General features: G+C 42.0%; 24 protein-coding genes and 1 pseudogene. 20 read left to right on the forward strand and 5 right to left on the reverse strand.

What is annotated here, in order from left to right; genetic code table 11:
* Nucleotides 1-78 (forward strand): IS3 family transposase (locus tag AC58U0_RS35920; protein ID WP_497379487.1); only part of this gene is annotated, 78 nt, incomplete at its 5' end.
* 844 nt (nt 79-922) lie between these two features.
* On the opposite strand, the gene AC58U0_RS35925 is transcribed toward AC58U0_RS35920, so the two are convergent.
* Complete coding sequence (locus AC58U0_RS35925; RefSeq protein ID WP_497383476.1) at nt 923-1,867, reverse strand: alpha/beta hydrolase; 945 nt, start codon at nt 1,865-1,867, stop codon at nt 923-925.
* A 302-nt stretch (nt 1,868-2,169) separates the two neighbouring features.
* Between AC58U0_RS35925 and AC58U0_RS35930 the strand changes: the two genes are divergently transcribed.
* From AC58U0_RS35930 to AC58U0_RS35960, 7 genes are all read left to right on the forward strand, one after another.
* Complete coding sequence (locus AC58U0_RS35930) at nt 2,170-3,108, forward strand: NHL repeat-containing protein (RefSeq protein ID WP_497383477.1); 939 nt, start codon at nt 2,170-2,172, stop codon at nt 3,106-3,108.
* Between the two features lie 202 nt (nt 3,109-3,310).
* Nucleotides 3,311-4,042, forward strand: a complete 732-nt coding sequence (locus AC58U0_RS35935) for a phytanoyl-CoA dioxygenase family protein (RefSeq protein ID WP_497383478.1) — start codon at nt 3,311-3,313, stop codon at nt 4,040-4,042.
* A 77-nt stretch (nt 4,043-4,119) separates the two neighbouring features.
* Complete coding sequence (locus AC58U0_RS35940) at nt 4,120-4,953, forward strand: AraC family transcriptional regulator (RefSeq protein WP_497383479.1); 834 nt, start codon at nt 4,120-4,122, stop codon at nt 4,951-4,953.
* A gap of 263 nt (nt 4,954-5,216) precedes the next feature.
* The gene (locus tag AC58U0_RS35945) at nt 5,217-6,251 is read left to right on the forward strand and encodes a multicopper oxidase domain-containing protein (protein WP_497383480.1); all 1,035 of its coding nucleotides are present in this window, start codon (nt 5,217-5,219) and stop codon (nt 6,249-6,251) included.
* Nucleotides 6,252-6,272: 21 nt separating this feature from the next.
* On the forward strand, nt 6,273-7,481 hold the full coding sequence (locus AC58U0_RS35950; RefSeq protein WP_497383481.1) for a ZIP family metal transporter: 1,209 nt from the start codon (nt 6,273-6,275) through the stop codon (nt 7,479-7,481).
* A gap of 32 nt (nt 7,482-7,513) precedes the next feature.
* Nucleotides 7,514-7,693, forward strand: coding sequence for a twin-arginine translocase TatA/TatE family subunit (locus tag AC58U0_RS35955; RefSeq protein WP_497383482.1), 180 nt, complete (start codon nt 7,514-7,516; stop codon nt 7,691-7,693).
* A gap of 156 nt (nt 7,694-7,849) precedes the next feature.
* A complete protein-coding gene (locus AC58U0_RS35960) occupies nt 7,850-8,659 on the forward strand; it encodes a transporter substrate-binding domain-containing protein (protein ID WP_060645403.1) in 810 nt (269 codons plus the stop codon).
* 47 nt (nt 8,660-8,706) lie between these two features.
* Here the strand turns inward: AC58U0_RS35960 and cydS are convergent, their stop codons facing one another.
* The 3 genes and pseudogenes from cydS to AC58U0_RS35975 form a co-directional block, all read right to left on the reverse strand.
* Nucleotides 8,707-8,808, reverse strand: coding sequence for a cytochrome bd oxidase small subunit CydS family protein (gene cydS, locus AC58U0_RS35965; RefSeq protein WP_497383483.1), 102 nt, complete (start codon nt 8,806-8,808; stop codon nt 8,707-8,709).
* A gap of 4 nt (nt 8,809-8,812) precedes the next feature.
* A complete protein-coding gene (locus AC58U0_RS35970) occupies nt 8,813-9,841 on the reverse strand; it encodes a cytochrome d ubiquinol oxidase subunit II (protein ID WP_497383484.1) in 1,029 nt (342 codons plus the stop codon).
* A pseudogene (locus AC58U0_RS35975) lies at nt 9,838-11,186 on the reverse strand (cytochrome ubiquinol oxidase subunit I). Before AC58U0_RS35975 ends, AC58U0_RS35970 begins: the two are co-directional and overlap by 4 nt.
* An 809-nt stretch (nt 11,187-11,995) precedes the next feature.
* On the opposite strand from AC58U0_RS35975, the gene AC58U0_RS35980 reads away from it, so the two are divergent.
* From AC58U0_RS35980 to AC58U0_RS36005, 6 genes are all read left to right on the forward strand, one after another.
* Nucleotides 11,996-12,364: a YhjD family protein gene (locus AC58U0_RS35980; RefSeq protein ID WP_171642805.1), complete on the forward strand. Its 369-nt coding sequence runs from the start codon at nt 11,996-11,998 to the stop codon at nt 12,362-12,364.
* On the forward strand, nt 12,364-13,635 hold the full coding sequence (locus AC58U0_RS35985) for a DNA polymerase IV (RefSeq protein WP_497383485.1): 1,272 nt from the start codon (nt 12,364-12,366) through the stop codon (nt 13,633-13,635). Before AC58U0_RS35980 ends, AC58U0_RS35985 begins: the two co-directional genes overlap by 1 nt.
* The gene (locus AC58U0_RS35990; protein ID WP_497383486.1) at nt 13,632-14,012 is read left to right on the forward strand and encodes a YolD-like family protein; all 381 of its coding nucleotides are present in this window, start codon (nt 13,632-13,634) and stop codon (nt 14,010-14,012) included. The genes AC58U0_RS35985 and AC58U0_RS35990 overlap by 4 nt, the downstream gene beginning before the upstream one ends.
* Before the next feature lie 426 nt (nt 14,013-14,438).
* Nucleotides 14,439-15,167 carry a hypothetical protein gene (locus AC58U0_RS35995; RefSeq protein WP_497383487.1) on the forward strand — a complete coding sequence of 243 codons (729 nt, stop codon included), beginning with the start codon at nt 14,439-14,441 and terminating at the stop codon, nt 15,165-15,167.
* A gap of 264 nt (nt 15,168-15,431) precedes the next feature.
* Nucleotides 15,432-15,908 carry a hypothetical protein gene (locus tag AC58U0_RS36000; RefSeq protein WP_497383488.1) on the forward strand — a complete coding sequence of 159 codons (477 nt, stop codon included), beginning with the start codon at nt 15,432-15,434 and terminating at the stop codon, nt 15,906-15,908.
* 258 nt (nt 15,909-16,166) lie between these two features.
* Nucleotides 16,167-17,051 (forward strand): phosphotransferase, encoded by an 885-nt coding sequence (locus AC58U0_RS36005; protein WP_497383489.1) that lies wholly within the window; start codon nt 16,167-16,169, stop codon nt 17,049-17,051.
* Nucleotides 17,052-17,175: 124 nt separating this feature from the next.
* Here AC58U0_RS36005 and AC58U0_RS36010 read toward each other — a convergent pair whose 3' ends face one another.
* Nucleotides 17,176-18,072: a LysR family transcriptional regulator gene (locus tag AC58U0_RS36010; protein WP_497383490.1), complete on the reverse strand. Its 897-nt coding sequence runs from the start codon at nt 18,070-18,072 to the stop codon at nt 17,176-17,178.
* 216 nt (nt 18,073-18,288) lie between these two features.
* Between AC58U0_RS36010 and AC58U0_RS36015 the strand changes: the two genes are divergently transcribed.
* The 6 genes from AC58U0_RS36015 to AC58U0_RS36040 all read left to right on the forward strand — a co-directional run bounded on the left by AC58U0_RS36015 (nt 18,289) and on the right by AC58U0_RS36040 (nt 22,602).
* The gene (locus tag AC58U0_RS36015; protein ID WP_497383491.1) at nt 18,289-18,993 is read left to right on the forward strand and encodes an SDR family NAD(P)-dependent oxidoreductase; all 705 of its coding nucleotides are present in this window, start codon (nt 18,289-18,291) and stop codon (nt 18,991-18,993) included.
* 234 nt (nt 18,994-19,227) lie between these two features.
* Complete coding sequence (locus tag AC58U0_RS36020; RefSeq protein ID WP_497383492.1) at nt 19,228-19,545, forward strand: Imm32 family immunity protein; 318 nt, start codon at nt 19,228-19,230, stop codon at nt 19,543-19,545.
* Nucleotides 19,546-19,677: 132 nt separating this feature from the next.
* The gene (locus AC58U0_RS36025) at nt 19,678-19,884 is read left to right on the forward strand and encodes a hypothetical protein (protein WP_497383493.1); all 207 of its coding nucleotides are present in this window, start codon (nt 19,678-19,680) and stop codon (nt 19,882-19,884) included.
* Between the two features lie 144 nt (nt 19,885-20,028).
* The gene (locus AC58U0_RS36030) at nt 20,029-20,448 is read left to right on the forward strand and encodes an immunity 22 family protein (RefSeq protein ID WP_497383494.1); all 420 of its coding nucleotides are present in this window, start codon (nt 20,029-20,031) and stop codon (nt 20,446-20,448) included.
* A 296-nt stretch (nt 20,449-20,744) separates the two neighbouring features.
* The gene (locus AC58U0_RS36035; RefSeq protein ID WP_497383495.1) at nt 20,745-22,091 is read left to right on the forward strand and encodes a hypothetical protein; all 1,347 of its coding nucleotides are present in this window, start codon (nt 20,745-20,747) and stop codon (nt 22,089-22,091) included.
* A 97-nt stretch (nt 22,092-22,188) separates the two neighbouring features.
* Complete coding sequence (locus AC58U0_RS36040) at nt 22,189-22,602, forward strand: DUF4304 domain-containing protein (RefSeq protein ID WP_497383496.1); 414 nt, start codon at nt 22,189-22,191, stop codon at nt 22,600-22,602.
* The last annotated feature ends 162 nt before the right edge of the window (nt 22,603-22,764 follow it).

A 22,764-nucleotide genomic window follows, 5' to 3' on the forward strand; every position in this document is an offset into this window, starting at 1 on the left:
AACCATAAACGAATAAAGGCAAAACTAAAAGGCATGAGCCCGGTACAGTACCGAACTCATGCGCTAAAGGCAGTCTAACTATATACTGTCTAACTTTTGGGGGTCACTTCAGCCGCTTAGCTCCTTTTTCATTCAAATATTCAGCATTTTTAAACAATTGGATCTGTCACACACTTCTATAATGTCACTTTTTAGACAGTCTCCATTTTTGGGTTTTGAAAAGGGTAGGTGAGGATTACTCTTTTTTAGCTTAGTTTGTTAAGGAATATGTTGATTTAGGTTATGGATTGAAATTCTATGGTGATTGTTTTTATTGCCGGTTTTCAGGTTTCCGGTTTGAGGATAGAGGCAATAAGGGATGCCTGTGCGTCTTTTTTCGCAGCGAATAGGAGCGAAAGTTGTACGCTGTACAACAATTTAGGTTATTTCTTCTCTCAAAGCTGTTGGATGTTGCATTTCGTGCAACAATTTAACCGTATTTCATGCTTTGGAGCTACTTTTTGGAGGAAATGTTGTACTTTCTACAACAATCGAAGGGATATCGTGAATTAGCTAGTCTAATGTTGTACTGAATACAACTTTGCTTTTTCGTAGCCCATGCTGGGGGAGGACAATATTGCTTTGAGCAGTCCATATAGGGGGAGTGCAGCATTACTTTGTGCAACTCATATATTGGGAGCACAACATTGCTTTGAGCAGCCCATAAGAAGGGAGTAAAACATTACTTGTACCAACATAGTGGGAGTAAAATATGACTTGCATCAATCGAAATAAAACAATGTTCGTACCAGGATATATGAGGAAAAACTATGTAGAGGATCTATACAGAACAATGATCACCAATGAAAGAAACAGAGACACATCCACTGGTGGATTGTGCCTCTGCTTATTCGTGTTGGCCTGCTTGCACCGCAGGCTGCTGTTATGATTCTCGCAGCCAAGCTTTGGCGAGCATCATGGCACCGCGCGCGGCAGCAGTGTCGGCCAAGGCATTGAGCATCACGAAGTCGTGGATGATGCCTTGGAAGCGCACGGACGTGACGGGCACGCCGGCTTCGCGAAGCTTGTTCGCATAGGCTTCGCCCTCATCGCGCAGCACGTCAGCCTCGCCCGTGATGATCAGCGCTGGAGGGAGGCAGCTGAGCTGCTCGAGCGTAGCTCGCAGCGGGGATGCCGTCACCTCCGCTCGTTCGCGGGGATCGGACGTGTACTGATCCCAGAACCACTGCATCGCATCACGACGTAAGAAGTAGCCTGTTGCGAACTGATCATAGGAATCCGTATCGAAGGATGCATCGGTTACAGGGTAGAACAGCAGCTGCTTGTGGATGGGCGGCCCTTTGCGTTCCTTGGCCACCAATGTAATGGCTGCGGCCATATTGCCGCCAACACTATCGCCTGCAATAGTGAGATGCTCTGCATCGAAGCCGTACTCTTTTGCATTATTGGCTATCCATTGGAGGACAGTATAGATCTCCTCGAGTGCTGTTGGATACTTGGCCTCAGGCGAAAGGCTATAGTTGGGGAATACGACGGCAGCCTGAGCACCAACTGCAAGCTCCCGGACCAAGCGATCATGTGTATGTGCATTTCCGAAGACCCATCCAGCACCGTGGATGTATAGGATAACGGGGAGTGTCGGCGGTGATTTCTTTGGTCGCAGAATTCTCACGGATACCTCACCGCGCGGGCCACCTGCGATTGTGAGATCTTGCATGTCGACAGCTTCTTTGTGGACAGGCTCGGATTGCACCTTGTCAACAGTCTCACGCCCTTTTACAGGACCTAGATCGAAAAGAAATGGCGGTTTTGCAGTATCTTCTGCGAATTTCTGTGCGGCGGCTTCAAGATGAATGTTGTTTGGCATGGATAGTTCCTCCTTTGACGTGTTCATGTATGGATTAATATCATCGATTGTTGTTTCAAATGCCTACTACTATGTAAACGCTGAACCTAAGTTTGAATCGCTCTTCCGTCGAAAAGGCACTCAATAGGTTGCCCTGATTCACAGGATGATATCCATTTTCGAAATATTCTGAGGTCATTTCCCTTTAAGCATGATCTTGCTTTTCTCTTTGAATGTAACTGGCTTTCAACATTTGAACTAGTACAGAGCAATAATTAAATGTTATTATAAAAGGAAATAAGTAGAAAAAGGATGTGGATAAATTGGAAGCGCTATCTCTGAGTGCCCTTCAAGCAGGCAATACGTCACATAACTATGAAGTTATTCCGAATTGGGCCAAAGTGCCCGAAAACGTCACACTAGGTTATACTCACGGAATTGAAGTTGATAGTGCGGATCGCGTTTACTTGTTCCATACCGGAACGCCTTCTGTTGTAGTATTTGACCGCAATGGGCAATATTTGAATGCTTGGGGCGAAGAATTCGAAGGAGGTGCGCACGGCTTTTATCTGCACAAAGAAGCAGGTGGCGAATTCCTTTATGTGACCGACACAGACAAAGGGATTATGGTTAAAACAACATTAACCGGCGAACATTTGTTAACAATCGGCACGCCTGATCTACCTGAGATTTATGATGCTGAACACAAATTTGTGCCTACGGATGTGGCTGTAGCGCCAAATGGCGATATTTATATCTCAGATGGTTATGGTCAAAGTTGGGTGCATCAATATAATGCTCTTGGTGACTATATTCGCTCATGGGGAGGAAAAGGCTCAGAAATGGGGCAATTCGCTTGTCCACATGGTATTTCCGTTGATTTGCGAAGCGGAGAACCAGAACTTTATGTTGCGGATCGGGGCAATCATCGGATCCAAGTGTTCACACCGGGTGGGCAATTCAAACGTGCTTTTGATCATGATATGGATATGCCTTGCAGCTTCTATTTCTACAAGGATGAAATGTATTTTCCGGACTTATACAGCCGTGTAACGGTATTCGATAAACATGATAGATTAGTTACGCATTTGGGTGAGGATCGTCAAGCTAAATCGCAGGAGGGATGGCCTAATCTAGATAAAGCATACTATCGCGCCAACAAATTCAGCTCACCGCATGGCATCTGTGTCGATTCGCGTGGGGATGTGTATGTGGCGGAGTGGATTTCGGATGGACGCTTGACCAAGCTAGCTCGCAGATAATTGTTTGTTATAATCATTGTGATACTATCATGCAGGAACAAAGTCACTCTTCCAAGAGTGGCTTATTTTTGTGCTAAAAGCCGGTTCATTTTACTTTACCTTAAGATAAGCTAACTTTTTCTGAGTAAACGATAAGCCTGTTGTCCTACATGTGCGCTATAGTTAATTTGTTGATGAGGGCCACTTTTAGGAGGGATTATTGTTGAGTAAATTAACCAATGAAGAAGTCGAATTTCACAAGAAAAATGGATACTTACTCTATGAAAAGCAGCTGTTTTCACCAGAGAAGTTAGCTGAATTGACGGATATATTTGAAGATCAACTGAAGCAAAAAGGAAGTAAACTGTCCGACGAGTTGGACACCCCTCATTTCCGCGAAGAACGCTTGCTCAAATTCCTCTTGTCTGATGAAGTACTGGATCTCGTGGAGCCTATTATTGGACCGAATATTGGACTATGGTCCAGCCATTTTATTTGCAAGGACCCCTTTATTGGCAGGGCAACACCATGGCATGAGGATTCAGCTTATTGGAATGGCCGGGTTAGTTCATTTGATAAAATCGTAACGGTTTGGCTCGCTATCGATCATAGCTCGAAGGAAAATGGATGCATGCAAGTTATTCCCGGGACACATAACAACGGTTTCTCAGAGTATGAAAGTGTAGATGGCTCCCAGAATCTGTTTAATACGCAAATTAAAAACATGGATACATCAACAGCTGTTCACTTCGAATTACAGAGAGGTCAATGCTCGCTGCATGACTCGCGCATCATTCACGGTGCAGATCCTAACAAAAGTGAAAACCGTCGTTGTGGATATACCATGCGTTATTTCTCAACCGAAACGCAAGTGTATCCAGAGAAAAATCGAAACTTTAAAGTATGGTTGGCAAGGGGAAAAGATTTAGCAGGAAATACGTACGCTAACGTATAAAAGGCAGCTGCAATAGCCGAATTATAGTGTATCTTGTTGTGCTATAATAAATGGAAAAATGGAGGCGGAGGGCAGGTATGAAGAAACAACCGATTAGGTTAACGAATGCCCAATTTATTGATCCCTCCTCCTCTTTTCAAATTTACTTTCAACACATTAACTACGAACACCATTCTTTGCATTGGCATGAATTTTATGAGCTTTGCTTTGTTCTCCGTGGCAGAGGAGTGAACATCGTTAATGGAACGGAGCATCAGCTTACCAGGGGAAGTCTTTTTTTACTCACACCAGCTGATTTTCATGAGATCTATTCTTTTCCCGATGAACCCATGGATATTTACAACCTTGTTTTCTCCGGTGAATTTCTTGGCGGAGACATAAGAGAGCTGATGTTTCAACAATTTGCCGAATATATGGTTGATATGGATGTTAACTTTGACATGATAGAGTCCGAATTTCGCCTGATAAGCAGTGAAGCTCATAATTGGATGCCAGGTCAGCAAATGATGGTGAAAGGTGCGCTAGAGCGGATTCTTCTTACCCTTTTTCGAGCCTATAATCAACAGCACCCATTTATCGATGAAAAGGATGTAGAAGCGCAGCATCGTTCGATTCAGAGAGCTCTTGTCTATATTCATCACCATTTTCGTGATCCACTACGGTTAGAAGACGCAGCCAAACAAGCTGCTTTGGCACCAAATTATTTCAGTCATGCATTTCGTAAAATGACAGGTATCCCATTCCAAATTTATTTACAAGGACTGCGTTTGAACTTTGCTAAATCATTGTTAATGGCATCGGATATACCTGTCACAGAGATCTGCTATGCATCCGGATTTAATACGCTAACTCACTTCGAACGAGCTTTTAAACAAAAGTTCGGGAGCTCGCCGAGAACCTTTCAGAAGTAAGTTTGTGAGCAAAGTCCCTGTTTTGTAACCAAACAAAACAGGGACTTTTTATGCGCGCAAGCTTTCATTTGAGACGGTATGAAATGATGGCAATTTTTTAGGGAAAATAGGTTTACAAACTCTGGATATAGGCTTATAGTGAAGTAAAGGTTTTTCCCTTGGTAAACTCTTTGTCCCATCGGAAATAAAATTTTTTTTGACTAAAATGTTTCCCCAATACAAAATAATTGTAAACAAGCAATATTAAATAGGAGGGCATGACGATGTTCCGTAAACCGGTTGATAAGGTATCAAGACGTAATCTTTTGAAAATGGGAACCGCTGGGGCTTTTGCTGTCATTGGCAGTGCTTTACTGAATCCATTTGGTAAAACAACATTAGCTGCGGATAAGCACAGCGTTCATAATGCTATGAAAGAACAATTGCATGATGGTATGAAGCATGGTTATGTTCCGAGTACAGAAGTGACTGAAGGTTTTAAAGCAGCACAGAAAGCACTCACAGCATTTGATTATGGAAAGGTAAGTAAGCTTCCTGATGGAAGAACGTTAAGGGAATACGAAATTTCATCATATGAAACTAACGTTGAGATCGCGAAAGGGATCAAGTTTCCCGGGTGGACATTCAATGGCACGATACCAGGACCCGCAATTCGTTGTACCGAAGGGGATGTCCTTCGAGTGAAGTTTACCAATGCAACGAGCCATCCGCATTCGATCCATTTTCATGGTATGCATCCTACCAACATGGATGGACTGGAAGCAGTTAATGCAGGCGGTTCATTCACATATGAGTTTGAAGCAAAGCCTGCTGGTATGCATGTTTACCATTGTCATGTTGCTCCTCTCGCCAGACATATTCATAAAGGACTTTATGGTAACTTCATCATTGATCCGAAGAAGCCAAGAGCAGCAGCAAAAGAATTCAATATGCTTATGAACGGCTATGATCTTGACCTAGATGGCGAAAATGAAGTCTACACGGTGAATGGATACGCATTTGCCTATCAGCAAGAACCAATTAAGGTGAAAGTTGGGGAACTCGTACGTATTTATCTCAGCAATCTTACTGAATTTGATCCCATTAATTCTTTTCACCTTCATGCGAACTTTTTTAACTATTATGCAACTGGCGCGGATCCTGAAGCGCGTCCCAATTTTACAGATACCATTATGCAATGTCAGGGAGAACGTGGCATTTTAGAAATTGTGTTTCCAGCTCCTGGGCGATACATGTTTCATGCCCATCAAAGTGAATTCGCTGAGCTCGGTTGGATGGGCTTCTTCATAGCTGAATAAGAAAGGAGGAGTGAGCGTACGATGAGTAATAATGTTCAAACCGAAAATAAGATTTCTCCAAACAAATTTAAAGCTATCCTATGGGGGATTCTCCCCCTAATCTTACTAATTGCGATTATCACTACCATTGCAAAAGTGGGAACAGGAATCGAAAATGAGCCGGCTGCTCCTATTGAAGTTCTGAATGTGGAGAAAATAACGCTCAATGATGAAGGAATCCAACTTAAGGTGCTTAATTCAGGACCGGAGGAAATTACGATCGCCCAAGTCGTCGTGGACGGATCCTTTTGGAATGCGGAATTCTCGCCAAGTGATACCTTACAAAGATTTGAACGTGGAACAGTCAAAATCCCTTACCCCTGGGTGCAAGGTGATCCGCATGAAGTTAAACTTATCACCTCAAATGGATTAATTTTCACGGGTGAAGTTGCGGCTGCAGCTGCAACACCTGAACCAAACGGTAAACTTTTTTGGCAATATGCATTAATAGGATTTTACGTAGGGGTTGTTCCTGTTGGGTTAGGACTCATGTGGTATCCATTTTTACGTAGATTTTCGGTAAGAGGGATGCATGCTATTCTCGCATTGACGATAGGGCTTTTGTTCTTTCTGGTGATCGATACCTTTCAAGAAGGATTTGAAATGGCTTCAGAGGCTCCAGGTGTATTTCAAGGTACCGGACTCGTTTGGTTTGGTGCCCTGCTGAGTTGTCTCTTCTTAATAGCGGTGGATCAGTCGAATGATCGCAAGCTAAAGAGCAGCTCTTTAGATGGAAGAAGAGTATCTAACAAAATTGCCACAGGTATTGGTCTTCATAATTTTGGCGAAGGGCTTGCCATTGGATCCGCTTTTGCGGTTGGAGAAGCTGCTTTGGGAACTTTCTTAATCATCGGTTTTACCCTTCACAATATCACGGAGGGTGTCGGAATCGCGGCCCCACTGCTTAAAGATCGTCCGAACTGGAAGACTTTTGGCACCTTAGCATTGATCGCCGGTGGACCTGCGATTATTGGAACTTGGGCAGGTGGATTTATTTTTAACGATACATTAGCCGCGCTATTTTTCGGCATAGGCGCTGGTGCTATACTGCAAGTCATCTATGTCATTTCCAAAATGATTCTCAAAGAATCCGAGAAAAGAGGTCTTTCTCCTGTTTCTTGGCTGAATTTTGGAGGACTCACTGCAGGAATTCTTATTATGTATATGACTGCGCTAATGGTTAAATTTTAATTCAGAAACAATTTATAGGGTAGGTGATCATCATGCTATCAGGCATTGGCGTATCAGGCCTTGTCATCATCTTTGCAGTTGCGTTACTTTTATTCGGACCTTCGAAGCTTCCGCAGTTAGGCCGCGCATTCGGAACAACGATTAAGGAGTTTAGGCAAGGAACGAAGGGATTGTTAGAAGAAGATACCAAAGAGAAGCAGAAAGTAGAATGAATAGAAGACCAATCCACATTTTGCGGATTGGTCTTTTTCATATTTTTTAAACTCCTGAATTAAAACTTGCACAATATGTGCTGCCATATCTGCATAACCGATTAACAATTTACAAATAATACCGTTGTTTACCTGATAAGGAGGGCATAAAAGGCAATGAATATACGAGTTCGAAGCAAGCAGGGGATCATGCTGTTGATCGTTCTCTTGGTAACGCTAGCTTTCACAGGATGTTCGAAAGATGAAGCGATCAAAGTCGGTATCGAGAAAAACAACCGTCCCTTTACGTATACAGAGGGGGAAGAGAAGAAAGGCTTCGAAGTGGAATTATGGCAAGCCATTGCTAAAAAGGCGAAACTAAAATATGAATGGGTAGCGATGGAATACGGTGAGTTGAACAAAAGTGTGAAATCAGGCGATGTGGATTTGGCAATCGCCGGAATGACCGTCACGAATGCTCGCAAAAACAAATTAGACTATTCAGATCCTTATTTTCAATCGGGAGAAGCGATACTCACCGCATCAGATAACGAGGGGATTAAAGGCAAAGATGACTTGGCCAAGAAAGTGGTGGCAACTAGGAATGGATCGACAGCTTATCATGTTGCGAGTGAAATTCAAGGGATCAAAATAAGGAGCTATGCGAATATCTCCGATGCTTACGATGATTTGAAAAATAAAAACGTTGATGCAGTTGTTTTTGAAGAGCACAGCATTCAAGATTATGTGCAAAACTCAGCAGAAGGAAAAGCTAAAAAAGTAGGGGAAGTTTTCAACAAAGATAGCTACGCAATCGTTGCTAAAAAGCGGAACATGTACATGGGAAAGATCAATAAGGCCATTATAGCAGTCTCCAAAGATGGAACTTATGAAGCTCTCTATACGAAGTGGTTTGGAAGTAAACCAGAAAAAATGCCTAAAGAGCTTAAACACGACATGGAAAAGGATATTGAACACGAATCATAAGGAAAGAAAAGTCGACTAGTAAATAGTCGACTTATTCGTCTTACGGATTATTCTTTCACGTCGGATGCCCTTGGAACCCATAGAATCATAAAAACAAGTGAACATAGAACAAATATCGGTGGAGCATATTGGATTAGCATGTGTTCCATAGGTTTAGTCACCCTTCTTTATAAATTTACCTTGTACATAATCAGCATCAAAAAGAAATAGACGCATAAGCAGAAACAGAGATGGGATTAGAATAACAAGCCCTGCAATTAAGGCAATGACTAGCGCAGTTCCCATTGCTTGATTCGTAAAGTTTTCGTGAATGGAGATGTATGGAAATAAAATATACGGTAAATGAGCCTTACCATAACCAAAGAAAGCAAAAGCAAATTGCAAAAGCACCAATATGAACGCTAGACCTAGTTTGATTTGTTTCCAGAGGAAGTAGACGGCAACTAAAAAGCAGAGAAATGATGCTCCGAACATCCATCCAAGGTTAAGCATGTTGCGGAAATGTTCTGGGTTTTGCTGGTTTATGGCGAAAAAGACAAGCAGACTTGCAAGAATAGTAGGTCCGCTCCAAAAGAGAGCATAGCCTCTTAAAATTTCAAAAGCGGGATAGTCTTTTGCTCTATAGGCATAGAAGGAAAGGAACATGGACGAGATATAAAGGACGCTGACTAGCGATAGCAGTATGACCGACCAAGTATATGGACTCCCAAGTAACTTACTCCAATCTAGTAAAATCATGCCGTTCTGTTCAACGATGATTCCACCCTCAGAAATGGTTAGTACCGTAGAAAGGGTTGCAGGGATGAATAAGCCCGTAGCTCCATAGAGCAGCATGTACCATTTGTTATCCTTGGAACCATAGTTGCTGAAAGCGTAGTAGGCTCCTCTTATGGCTAACAATATGATAGCCACACTGCCTGGCACGAGTAACGCAGTACCATAATAACGTGCTGTTTCAGGGAAGAATCCAACCATACCGACGTAGAAGAAAACTAAGAATACATTGGTAACTTCCCAGACAGGAGACAAATATCTTTCAATGATCTTATGAATGATATGCTTTTTCATCGTAATAACCGAATAGTAACTGAAGAAACCAGCACCAAAATCAATGGATGCCACAATTAAATATCCGTATAAAAAGATCCACAATACCGTTATCCCAATTAGTTCTAGGCTCATTCTTTGGTCCTCCCTCCGAAAATACCAAGTGCAATCAGTTCATCTGCAACATCGTTTTTTCTGAAAAGTTTGGATAACACTTTTACTGCGGTCAATGCTAAAACGATATAAAGTAAACAGAACAGCAGTAACATGGTATCCACGTCTTGTGAAGTTGTAGCGGCATCAGCTACCTTCATATATCCACGCAATATCCATGGTTGTCGGCCAACCTCCGCGTAAAACCATCCACATTGAATGCCTAGCATGGAAAGAGGACCACACCCAACGATAATTGCTAGAAGCCATCTCGGATAAGGTTTACGGGATTTTTTGCGTGCGTACCACATATGACAAATGCCAACGACAATCACAAATATCCCTATAGCAACCATAGCGTCAAAGAAATAATGCACGTACAAAGGAGGACGAAGATCTTTCGGAATATCATTCAGTCCTTTACTTCGGTTCCGGGAGTTCCGCCTGCCAAAATACTTAATGCATACGGAATTTTCAACGCATATTTAACCTCATTATTTTCAGTCAAAATACCACCAAGAACGAGCGGTGCATTCGTAGACGTTTCGAAATGCCACTCGGCTGCGGCAAGTTTTTCGGGCTGAGTATGAGCTAGAAATTTTGCTGATAGATCACCGATCATTGCCGTAGTTATGGCGAATACGAGCCCAGCAGTAACGGTCAGCTTTAAAGCTTTCTTGGCGTATAAAGTGTCCCCTTTTTTCCTGAGAAGGGAGTAGGCCGCTATAGCAGCCAAGATGAATGCGCTGGTCATGTAGGCTGAGGAAAGTACATGTGCAACTTTGGTAGGCATGGATGGATTAAACATAGCTAGAATCGGCTGTACATTCGTAATCAAGCCATCTTTTAGAGTGAAGCCTTGCGGCGTATTCATGAATGCATTCACAGTTGTAATAAAAAATGCTGAGGCAGAGGAGCCAATGACAACAGGCACGAGAAGTAACAGATGATGTTTAGGCTTTAATCGTTCCCATGTATATAAATAAATGCCTAAGAAGATAGCCTCGATGAAAAAGGCAAAGGTTTCAAGAAATAACGGAAGTGCAATCGCTTGCCCAGCAATCTCCATGAACTTCGGCCACAATAGGCTGAGTTGAAGCCCGATGGCAGTACCAGTAACCACGCCAATAGCAACGGTGATAACGAATCCTCGAGCCCACCTTCGTGCTAGCAACGCATAATAGGGATCTTTACGTTTAATGCTGGCTAACTCAGCCAACATAATCATGACCGGAACGCCAACGCCGATGGTAGCGAAAATGATATGAAATGCCAGTGTGGTCTCAGTGAGTAGGCGGCTATAAAATACGGAATCGTAGATAGGCATATGGACTCATCTCCTTTGTTAACTTTCATAAGTTCAAAAAAACTTGCGGATAAAAGAGAGGAACATGACAAAAGCAACAATGAACATCAGGTACATCAATCGTTTTTCATGTTTTCGAGATTGGTTCAAGTGGTATCACCTTCTGATTTCAATTTGATTTGTTATTTATTTCTATCTTACTCGATGTATGTGATTTTTTTCACATAATATGTGAATACGGTTTGAACAAAGTATTACAACTTTATTAACGAGAGGGTGGAGTAGACCGATGCGCGAGTCAAACACTACCTTATCACTTCTGGACATCTGCTATTAATTTCTTTGTGTTATGCCTTATAAGTTCAGTTGATGGATCCACAACTCTCCATTACGGAAGATGTCAACCTCAATAGATTGTTCTTTCAATTGCTTTGTAAAGTATAGTGCCCAGGTTGCTACGTTTAAAGTTATTGACTGTTCTTTAAACTTAAATTCGAATATTTCCTCAAACTTCTTCATTGTATTACTCCTCTCTTCATTTTTTGAAGTAAAAAAACACCGTGTTGAAACCTCTAGGAGGGTATTCAACCGGTGCTTCCGGATAAACAAGATCACTATACACGATAAATGGATGAACACATTATTTGATAATTTATATAATAATTTCCTTAATGTGATTTGTCAATGATCCAGTTAATCGTTGCAGAAATACATTGTAATCAGAATACTTAATTTCCAATTTGAATTCCATAAAATTCACTTGCATAACGAATACGTGTTCGGTATATAATAATTAACACGAATACATGTTCGCGTATGGTGGTGAAAACATGAGTGTTGATCTGAGAGTTGAGAATGAAGAGGATGTTCAAATTATTAAAGAATTCACGTTGTTACCCATTCTACTCGATATGCTAACAAGAGATATGGAGGAACTCAAAGTTAACAAGGACAAAATTGTTTATAATCATGTTCTTTATTATTTGAGAGAGGTTGAGACAGCGATTTATCCTCAATTACAAAGTATTAAGAGTAGTATGAAAAAACGTGATATCAAAGTACTAAACACAACCACGAATGCAGTCGGGATTAACGTTGAATACAAGGTCCGCGGCTACATTCATCATTTCACAATGCTTCGCAGTTTGGTCAAGGCCGAGCTTATGACCACGCTCATGAATATGAGGAGGGCGTTGTGATGAGCGAGAAACGTCAGAGGACGATATTCCTCTCGGACTGCCAGTCGTTCTATGCAAGTGTTGAAAAGGCGACTCATCCGGGTCTCGAAAATCTTCCTGTTGTTGTGGCTGGGGACCCGGCTAGGAGATCAGGTATTATCTTGGCGGCATGCCCAATCGCTAAAAGCTTTGGAGTTAGTACAGCTCAGCGGCTTGGTGAAGCGCTCCAATTGTGTCCAGACGCTATCGTAATGCGCCCACACATGCAACGTTATATAGATGTATCACTTGCCATTACTGACATTTACAAGGAATATACGGACTTGGTAGAGGTATTTTCAATAGATGAACAGTTTTTGGACGTGTCAGGTTCACTTAAACATTTCCATTGTTCACCTGAAGAGTTGGCAATCACGATTCAAAAAAAAGTTGCAGCCTCCATGAACATACGGATTCGCGTAGGTATTGGGCCGACCAAGATACTTGCAAAGCAAGCGACTGATAATTTCGCAAAGATGAACGTAAATGGCATTTTTACACTTGGAAAAGAAGATGTGGAGCGTGAGTTGTGGCCACTAACCGTGGATAAGATGTATGGAGTTGGATCGCGAATGACTCGCCACTTCGTCGCACTCGGCATGACGACAATAGGCCATGTTGCTAGGACACCTCTTGCGACTCTCAAGCAGAAGTTTCGAGCTCGTTTTGGTAAACAGTCAGACATACAGGCTGAGGTAATGTGGCGTACTGCCAACGGATTAGATGACAGTCCAGTCACACCAGGAACGTTTGACGTAATGCCTAAATCAATCGGGCATGGAATGACTTTGCCTCGAGACTATACGACCGCGGAAGAAGTTGATATTGTACTCTTGGAATTAACCGAGGAGGTATGTCGGGATGCACGAGCAAAAGGGTTTACGAGTGGAACTGTTCATGTTTTTTGCATGTGCTCTCCATACGATGCACCGACAGGTTTTAGTCAGCAACGGAAAATGCCGCTGTGTACGAATAATACGCTGAAAGTATATCGATCTGTTCGCGAGATATTTCATCGCAATTGGAATGGTCTACCTGTACGTAAAGTCGGCGTCACGCTCGGATCACTTGCTGATGAAGAGATCACGCAATTGGATTTATTCGAAGATGTTACTAAGGTTCGTGAGCTCGATCGTGTCGTGGATGGTATTAAAGACCGTTTTGGTAGTACGGCACTCATCCGCGCATCAAGTCTGATGAAAGCCGGTCTCGCAGTAGATAGAGCCGGAAAAATTGGAGGGCATTATCGATGAGCAAGAAACTAGAACGGAACGGTTTATGGGAGTCTAGTCGGATGATGCTTCCACAACATAAAGAATCTGCAATAAGAAATCAGAAAGAAATGCAACGCATCCAGCGTCTAGTACTTGATGAGCAGGAAGTGCAAATTATATCAGCCACACTGAGTCAGTCACAGATGTACAAGAAGACGGTTGAACTCACATTATATGGTGAGTATCAGCCACGTATCATAACGGGTATTGTGACACGCAGCAAACACGGCGAATTCCGAGTTGACACTGTTCATCAGTCTAATGGAGTTGAGGAATGGAGTTGGATCAGCTATAAAGATGTGTTGAAGGCAGAGCTGAGTAAAGAGTTTAATTATGATGAAATGATATATCGGTAGAAGCGTTGGGGGAGAATAAACACCATCTAAATGTAATTTTACAATGAGTGGTGGCTACTCCGTAAATGATCCCGATGCAGGATTTCGGAAAGAATTTTACGCGGAAAAGGACCTGTTATTGCCTGCAGGAACGTACTTAATTGCAGCCAACTGCAATTTTTCTCTCACTGAAAAGGTTGTGGACAGCCATTATCACGGTGAAGTTCACACGACAATTGTCGTTGAATAAGGCGATTAAAGCTATCGCATCACAAACGTTGAACTAACGAGGAACGATAGCTTCATAACAAATTCTAGTAGGCTGCCGGTGATAAATTCGGTGGCCTATTCCGCTAACGGGCAGTTATACGCAAATTTTCATTGCTAGGTGACGCGCTCCTTATCTGTCATGATATACTGGCCATATATTGATTTGGAGGTTGTTTCATGGTAGTAGAAGAGCTATTCGAAGGCAGCGGCAGATCACGTAATAAATACTTTCGCATTCACGGGCCAAAGGGATCCATTAAAGTTGCTATTACATATGCATATAAGTATGGTGAGATTGAATATCAAGTCGATAGGTACGATGCAGGGAATGGATGGATAGCAAACGTGCGCGGCTTGCAAGAAGTGATGCGCGACGCTATCGGTTGGACGTTTACCCATCGGGGGAAATGGGCGGAAGAGCTCTATACTAAAGAGGGAAATCCTCCCCCAAAAGTGACTATTGAAAAAGACGAACACGGGAAAACGGTAACGTTCGATGGTCCCACCGATCGGATAACGTTTTCTAAACGGACTACTCGAGCAGAGCAACAGCAACTCCGAGATCTCCTGTTTAGGGAAAAGGAGAGCGTCGCCTGCGCGATCTGCGCTCGATCCTTTCCCCCTGAGATGATGATCACCGCTCACATCAAAAAGCGAAGCCTTGCAAGCGAATCGGAGCGGCTTGACGATAACATCGTAGTGCCCATGTGCAAAGCTGGCTGTGACGCACTTTTTGAACTCGGTTGGATTGGGGTGGAGGATGGGAATGTGATAAGTCTACGTACACAACCATCCACAAGCTCAGTTGAAGAGTTGATTACAGGCGTTAAAGGTCGCGCTTGCGCTTATTATCGTGGCAGTGCCATTGTGTACTTTCAGTGGCATGCAGCACACCACAAGTCATAGCACTTGGATTTGGTGGAGAAGGCTGAAAGAATCGCACAGAATGCGAATCGTTACATCCTAGGTGCGTGCGGCCAGCATCTCCACAGTCGTGGTGCGTACTCCTCGGCTACTACGATTGCGCTAACGAGGAACTATATCGTAATAACTCAGGGAGCAGATCGCCTCGCGGCAGATGCTCCCTGGATTCGTTGAATAACATGCCAGTTATCTTCAGTGAATTGGTGTGGTAACATATGGATAAAGTATCTGAAAGGGGGTTGCCTAATGAGGTCGGGGGATTCCAAGTTAGAATTTAATTTCAAGAAGGCTCTAATAATTTACCCGTTGATTTTTCTATTTTTTTTAGTAATTGTTCATTTTATGATTGGAATTAACAAACCCATATTAATCCTCTTCGTGGTGTTCTTTATTATTAGCATGCTTTACATGAAGGGGTATTACTGGAAACTACATGGTGGACTGCTAACGAAATATATTTTTTTCTGCAAGAGCAGTGAAATCAATGTTGATGAAATAAAACAAATTACATCGGTCAAGATAGAAAAAATCGGAACTGTTACTTTCCGTTTAGGGAAAGGACCGGCTGAAGATGAATATATTTTTTTATTACGGGATGGAAATGAAATTAAATCATATGCGCATTGTTTAAACAGAGATGGTAAATCAATAGGAAGATATCTAAATGAAAAATACGAGATAAGGCTAGTAGAGAAAACGAAATATAAATTAAATAATATATAATATCAAAGAATAATTGTTAACGTAACTCGGTAATCCATTAAGCTACGGTAACGTTTGTTCAATAAGAAATCAGGACGAGGCTGCCGGCATCAATCGGCAGCCTCGTTAAACTAACGGGCAGGTTACTTTAATAAAATCACGATATACTGATTGAGATAGGTGATTGGGGGGCAAAACAAAATAAAAAGCCCACATCGTACAGCCGTATTCTTCGTGCTAATAGTCCTCTGTGTAAGATGAGAAGAAAGGATGGTTTGCATGAACATTACAATAGAAGAGGTTTTAGCGGAGATCCGGTTCAGAGAGCTGATTCCGGTGCCGTTTGACTACACTCCGTTAACAGGAGGAACCGTGAGCACACTTGTATCCGTAGTATATACCGACTCGAAGTTGCCGCGCTTTGTGGTGAAAATGAACAAGCCTGTCGTCATCCAGGCGGAAGCAGCTTTTCTAAAGACCTATGAAACCGTTGCGCTGTTTCCCGCGCTGCATTATGTTGATTCGGGTGACCGGTTTATGATTTATCTTTATATTCCAGGTGTGACAGATGATAGGCTGGTGAAGAAAAAGGACTGGATGTGTACGCTGGTAGAGGATGTGTTGAATCACTATGTACAGGTGCCTGGGGATTCCGCTACAGATCCCTCTGAGAGACTTTCCTGTTCAATTAGTGGTTTTGAATGGGCACGCGATGTCATTGGAGAGCATCTCGGTGAGGAGGACTACCAGTTTGTGGTCGAACTGAGCAGGCAGGCGGTGGAAATTAAAAAGGGTCGGTCCGCCTATCTACTACACGGGGATTTCGGCGTGCACAACTTTCTGTTTGATGAGGGGCATTTGAATGGCATTATTGATCCGATTCCGGCACAGGATGAGTTAATCTATGATTTAGTCTATGCGTTCTGTTCAACTCCTGACGATTTGGACCTGGATACGATCCAACCGGCCGCGTCAATGCTGAAGGATTGGCATCCGGCCGATACCGGAGGTTTGCACAGGGAGGTGCTTCTTGCTCTGTACAGACGAATAGCTTGCTGTATTTACTATCATCCGCATGATCTAGGGGGATATCTTCAGGCATGGTCCTACTGGAGAGGTTTGTGGGCAGCTTTCGAGAAAGCGGTAAATCAGAATGATTATTAAGCTAACGGATAACGTTACTTCAATAAGGACAGCGGCAGTCTAAGACTTTATTTTTCAAGTCTTGGTCCGCCGCTGTTTCATTTTTATGGTCATTCTAATATCGTATTCTCTCTTAACCTACCGGTTAACTATGCTGAGTTTGCATTTTCTTAATGATTTCTAGAAACTGATTGACATCCTCGGAAGGATGTAAGGGATATAGCAAACCATAAGGTATTGTGAAGTCCAAGTCGCTAGGAATTGTCACTAAGGACGGATGAATGTCTGCCCATACATCCAATGTTAGTAAGACAACACCACTTTCCTCACATCGATTGAATACATCAATATCATAAAGGCGCGGAATATCTTTAATTCGGATTTTAGGGTGGTTCCTTATCAAAAAATCACGAATTTCATCAATTACAGCACTTCCTCCACCGTTTACTACAGCCAATTGCTCTCCATACAAATCTTTGACAGACATTGTTTTTTTAGAAGCCAGCCGATGGTTGCGAGATAAAGCAAAGCAAAAGCGATAACTTCCCAACTCAAGAACTCGGAAATATTCCTTCCAGTTCTCTGTAAGGGTTAGCCCTACAATGAAATCATAGTGTTTGCCAATAGTACGATAAGTGGTTGGGAGTGTATGTGAATCATCCTCAAAATGCACGATATTGATTTTGAACTGCGGAAATTGGTCGCTGACCTCATTCCACATATCCAACAAAACCTTGCAGGGATTAAGCATAGAGGTTCCCACGCGAATTACAAGCTGATTTGACTGTGCGGATTGACGCATGCGTAACAGAGCTTCTTGGAAATACTGCACCATAAATACCGCATCCTTGCTAAAGGATTTTCCAGCTTTGGTGAGTTCAATTCCATGGTTAGTACGGATCAAAAGAGGCATACCTACATGTTTTTCCAATAGATTCATTTGCTTCATCACAGCGGTTGGAGAAACAAATAATTTCTCAGCTGCCTTTGAGAAGCTACCGGACTGTACGACCTGAATAAAAGTGTTCAATTGTTCGTTCATTCAAAGAACCTCCCTGTTGCATAAACCAATGGTTGATACCATGCTAACTTATTTGAACTTCCGTATCAAGTTCTCCAACTGTAACATTAGAGATGAAAAGAGCAGAGCATTTTGAATCTTGCTTATTTCATTCATTGATTTAATTTTTCAGGACTGCTGGACCGCTTCTTCACAGAACCGGTTTGGCTAATCTCCTCCAAGAAAGGAACATTTATTATGGAAATTCGTGACAAGGTAGTTTTTATTACTGGAGCATCCGCTGGTATCGGCTTAGCCACAGTACGCAGCTTTGCCACTGCCGGTGCTAAATTAGCACTGGTAGCTCGATCTGCCGATGCACTAAATCATCTCGCCAAGGAATTGCAGAGCCAAGGTATTGACGCTGTCGCTATGCCGGCTGACGTGAGTGATCCTAAGCAAGTAGAACGAGTCATTGAGGACACGGTTCGCCGCTTTGGCCGCCTAGATGTGGTCATCAATAACGTAGGACAAGCTGTAGTTGGCAAGGTCGATGACCTAAATCCTGATGACTTCCGTAAGATCCTCGACCTTAATGTGCTAGGACCGTTAGCAGCTATGCAATTTGCGATCCCTGTCATGCGAGCGCAAGGGGGAGGGCTGATCATCAATATAAGTTCGGTGGTATCCAAGATGCATATTGCTGGATTGGGCGCCTATGCTGCAACCAAAGCTGCTTTGAACATGATTTCAGATACAGCTCGAGATGAATTAGCCTCAGATCAAATCCGTGTAATTACCGTCTATCCGCGCTCAACCGCAACGGATTTTGGTAAAAACGCTCTTGGTGCTCGTGAGCAACAGCGACAAGGATCTTCTTCTCCAACAGACACTCCTGAAAAGGTCGCAGAGAAAATCTTGGCTGCAGCTTTACATGAGCCAGACGAGCAATATATGGATTAATGAGCTTTTACTTTCATAAGGGATGCCCGGAACATTTTATTTGAAGCTCATAGTGGTCAAAGATATTAGTAACGATCATTACGCTATCGGTGAACGATAGTTCAATCGCGACATGACGACAGTCGGCACAGGACCGGCTGCCGTTGTTCGTTGAAGTAACGGGCAGATTAGTTAAACGCTCATTTGTGGTAAAATGAGATCGTTGGCTTATTCTCGTTTATAGGGGTGAAGAGCATGGATTCCATTGTGGTTATTTTAAATATTGATGATGACACTCCCGAGTTTATAAACAAGGATAACGTAGGACAGGTTGAAATTTTAAAAAATAACCGAGTCATGATCACTTTAAGTAGAAATGGATTAATAGGTTTTGCACAGAAATTACTAAGATTGGCTCATAATGATTTTACAGACGGCTATCATATACACGTCGATCCCAGCGAAAAAGGATATGTTTCCCAAACAATGGGCTTTTTCTCAATGCCAAACAGTGCTGAGTTAATAATTTCCTGCGGAGATTTTGGGCCGATTGATTCCTATCTGAAAGAGTAAATAAATATGGGAAGTAACTTTGAGGAATAGCTGGGGAACTAAACAAACGAATGAGAGTGTAATAAGCACGCAAAGGGAATCACATTAGGTCTCGTTACGTGGTCAGAAGTGCGCAATTAAAGGAGAGTTAACATGGATGACCATAAAGATATGTATGACTGCCCTCTGTTAAATCGTTCACTTTGGATGGGAGATTGCTACGATATCAACGCTGTGATTGAAAGAATGGTAAAACCGTCAATTCTTCAGTCTTTAGAATCCGAACTTGGTTTTCAAGTTGATATGTCCAAAGCAGCGAAGGAATGTCCTAACTGCTGTCATTATAACTTCAAGAGCTGAGTTTTTCCGTCGATAAAAGGTGTTGCGTTGAACTAAACGCAGAACGAGAGCTGAATAATACAAAAAAAGCGTGCTAAGTCGCATGTGAGCTAGAAAAAGGAAAGAATTGAAGCGAGGTTGAGAGCCTTGTAGAGAGGGATAAAAATGAAGAATGTCGTCATAATATGGGCAGCTAATTATGATTCAGAGGAAGAACTAAAGGAATTTGTAGAGATTAGTTACGATGAGGATGAGGAAGCACGACCATCTGGATTTATGACAAGTATCGGAACTTCGCGTCTAGACAATGATTTTATGGAGACACATTTTATTAATGATGAGGAATCGCGTCAATCATTCTTGAATTATTTGTGTTGCGAATATTGCTCGAATGAATCTTTCTCAGAACAACTGCCTCCAAATCTCGCTGAATACATTAATCAGTACAATTCGATTATATTACTATACGGTAACGATTCGCTTTACGGTTCAGTGAATGAGTTTTTATTTCTAATTGAGGCCTCTGTTAAGCCTATAGGATCTTCTGCCGCTCTTCTCGCATGTATTATATATGAAACTCACTAGAAACCATGATTTTCACCGTTACATAGGTAGCGGATCATTATGCTAACGGATAACAAGAGTTAAGTAAATGTAACATAATTGAAATCTTATTTTCATGTGGCATTAATGAATCAAGCCTATAATAAAAGTCGACCCCCTTTAAAATATAAAACTTAGACCCTCAGCCCGTTGCTGTGGGTCCTTTTTATGCTATTCAACTCCCTCAGGGCAGGATAACGTGGTGGTGTTGTAGAATTCACTTAAAGAAAAATTCCTTTATTTGTTAATATCACATGTTTATTTTTGGAGGAAAGTTAATGAGATTCTTTTCTTTAATGTTAATTGCAATATTTGTTTTGATGTTGTCTGCATGTAAAGATAACTCGAATCCTAGTACTACTTTTTTGCCTACTTCAACCAATTCAAATCAGAATAATGTAGCCTCAATGCCAAAACAACAGGAGAATGACGATGCTCGCCCAATCACAAATACTCAACAACCCAGTAATTCGCCATCATCCTTTGTCGACGAATCAGCATGGCTAGGAACTTGGAAATGGGATCAAACAACAAAAAACGATATATCTACTATAAAAATAAAGAATATAAAAGATGGGAAGTTGTTGTTCTCGCTAAATGCATACCATGTAACGAGTCCTAACTCAGGAGAGGGTCATAACGGCGAACTAGCCGATGAAACAGCAATTTTAAATGGTAATGAAGCGATTTATAAAGATCAAAACAGTGATTTTGAGTTACACATTTCAATGGTAGACCACCAACTTACGATTATGACCAAAGGGAAAGAAAGTCCTTTTGGAGCTTTTGTAGAAGTAGATGGTCGATATTCTAAAGTAGTTGAACATACTACATCGGATTCAATAATTGGGGATGCATTGAAAGATCAGTCATTCCATGTGAACTTTGAAAGTTTAGGGGATTCCGAGTTTATAACGACAATCGAAAAAAAGAACGGAAAAGACCAACCGCATTTTTACATTAAAAACGAAAATTCATTGTCGGAATTAAAGTATGAACTAGAATGGTCTCCTATCCTTGATTCTATTTCTGCTGTATCCTTCAGAGATGTAAACGGAGACGATCGTAAAGATATAACCGTGATCGTTAACTTTATGACTGGTGCGGGCCAAATGGGAGCTATCCCGTTTTCGCAGATATTAATTTTCAAACAGACCGAGTCAGGTTTTTTACAGGATAAAACTGTTGAAAAAAAGGCTAGGGACGGTGTTCCTTATCGAGTTTTAACGGTTCAGGACGTAATGATTGGCCTGAAAACTGATCCAAAGGACAGTGTAGCGAATGCATGGAAACACATGCAGCCTGGAACTTATAAGCAGGTGGGGTCAGGTGAATTGGGTGGCTCCACTCTGACAATCAAACAAAGTTCCGGTGACGGGCTTTTATTCAACCTTGATGCTTTTTACGCACCGAATAAAGAGGCATTAAATAAAGGAGGAGTCAATATCGGTAATATTGATTCCGGTAAAGCTACCGCTTCATATTCAGAAATGATTTTCCGTGATGGAAAATACGAATTATCAATCGACATGATATCTAGCAGCAATCTTTATGTACGGGATAATGGCGAGTCGTATTTCGGACAGAATGTTTATGTAAAAGGCATATACTCCCTCGAAAAGTAGTGAAAAACTCGTTAAACTAACGGTGAATATAGTTGAGGGGCTTTCTTCGTGGCAGCTCCTCTTTTAAATTAACAAAGAAAAAATTGGGGGAGTTAAGTTGTCCATTGAGAGAGATAAAATGATAAGTTCGCTCAAAAATGTCGTAATTCCCAGCTTACGCGAGCGTGGCTTCAAGGGTACATTTCCGCATTTTCGCAGAATAACTGAAAAGAAAATAGATCTTCTAACATTTCAATTCGATAAATATGGTGGTGGTTTTATTATCGAGATAGCTGTTTGTTCACCAGAGGGTCATACCCATCATTGGGGAGAAAGAGTCCCTCCGAACAAAGTGACCGCACATGATTTACATCCCGATAATAGGCTAAGGATTGGAGATAAGGACAAGTGGTTTAGATACGACAAACGCAATTTCTTTGGCGTTATTTACGACAAAGTTGCAAACAAGGTGTTAAAAAATCTTTGTCACACGGATGATTATTGGTCCGTCACTGACTTTCTAAAAGCTTAGGGGACGTATTCAGAGGAGCAGACGACGTAACGGATGCCCTTCGTCATTAAGCTAAACATTCCTGTTAGTCCTAAGAATTGGACTTTGAAAGAAAAGGAGCGCCTCGGTATGATGGGTTTGTCAAAGGTTTTAACCCAACACCATCAAGGAGGCGCTCTTATT

It is taken from the genome of Paenibacillus sp. J31P190, from assembly GCF_059692075.1.

Coding starts and splice junctions, on each gene's coding strand:
- AC58U0_RS35990 (WP_497383486.1), top strand. CDS start 13,632: ATGAGCAAGAAACTAGAACGGAACGGTTTATGGGAGTCTAGTCGGATG.
- AC58U0_RS35970 (WP_497383484.1), bottom strand. CDS start 9,841: ATGAGCCTAGAACTAATTGGGATAACGGTATTGTGGATCTTTTTATAC.
- cydS (WP_497383483.1), bottom strand. CDS start 8,808: ATGGAACACATGCTAATCCAATATGCTCCACCGATATTTGTTCTATGT.
- AC58U0_RS35950 (WP_497383481.1), top strand. CDS start 6,273: ATGAGTAATAATGTTCAAACCGAAAATAAGATTTCTCCAAACAAATTT.
- AC58U0_RS35960 (WP_060645403.1), top strand. CDS start 7,850: ATGAATATACGAGTTCGAAGCAAGCAGGGGATCATGCTGTTGATCGTT.
- AC58U0_RS35980 (WP_171642805.1), top strand. CDS start 11,996: ATGAGTGTTGATCTGAGAGTTGAGAATGAAGAGGATGTTCAAATTATT.
- AC58U0_RS36005 (WP_497383489.1), top strand. CDS start 16,167: ATGAACATTACAATAGAAGAGGTTTTAGCGGAGATCCGGTTCAGAGAG.
- AC58U0_RS36000 (WP_497383488.1), top strand. CDS start 15,432: ATGAGGTCGGGGGATTCCAAGTTAGAATTTAATTTCAAGAAGGCTCTA.
- AC58U0_RS35945 (WP_497383480.1), top strand. CDS start 5,217: ATGTTCCGTAAACCGGTTGATAAGGTATCAAGACGTAATCTTTTGAAA.
- AC58U0_RS35940 (WP_497383479.1), top strand. CDS start 4,120: ATGAAGAAACAACCGATTAGGTTAACGAATGCCCAATTTATTGATCCC.
- AC58U0_RS36030 (WP_497383494.1), top strand. CDS start 20,029: ATGAAGAATGTCGTCATAATATGGGCAGCTAATTATGATTCAGAGGAA.
- AC58U0_RS36025 (WP_497383493.1), top strand. CDS start 19,678: ATGGATGACCATAAAGATATGTATGACTGCCCTCTGTTAAATCGTTCA.
- AC58U0_RS36020 (WP_497383492.1), top strand. CDS start 19,228: ATGGATTCCATTGTGGTTATTTTAAATATTGATGATGACACTCCCGAG.
- AC58U0_RS36015 (WP_497383491.1), top strand. CDS start 18,289: ATGGAAATTCGTGACAAGGTAGTTTTTATTACTGGAGCATCCGCTGGT.
- AC58U0_RS36010 (WP_497383490.1), bottom strand. CDS start 18,072: ATGAACGAACAATTGAACACTTTTATTCAGGTCGTACAGTCCGGTAGC.
- AC58U0_RS35995 (WP_497383487.1), top strand. CDS start 14,439: ATGGTAGTAGAAGAGCTATTCGAAGGCAGCGGCAGATCACGTAATAAA.
- AC58U0_RS35955 (WP_497383482.1), top strand. CDS start 7,514: ATGCTATCAGGCATTGGCGTATCAGGCCTTGTCATCATCTTTGCAGTT.
- AC58U0_RS36035 (WP_497383495.1), top strand. CDS start 20,745: ATGAGATTCTTTTCTTTAATGTTAATTGCAATATTTGTTTTGATGTTG.
- AC58U0_RS35985 (WP_497383485.1), top strand. CDS start 12,364: ATGAGCGAGAAACGTCAGAGGACGATATTCCTCTCGGACTGCCAGTCG.
- AC58U0_RS35925 (WP_497383476.1), bottom strand. CDS start 1,867: ATGCCAAACAACATTCATCTTGAAGCCGCCGCACAGAAATTCGCAGAA.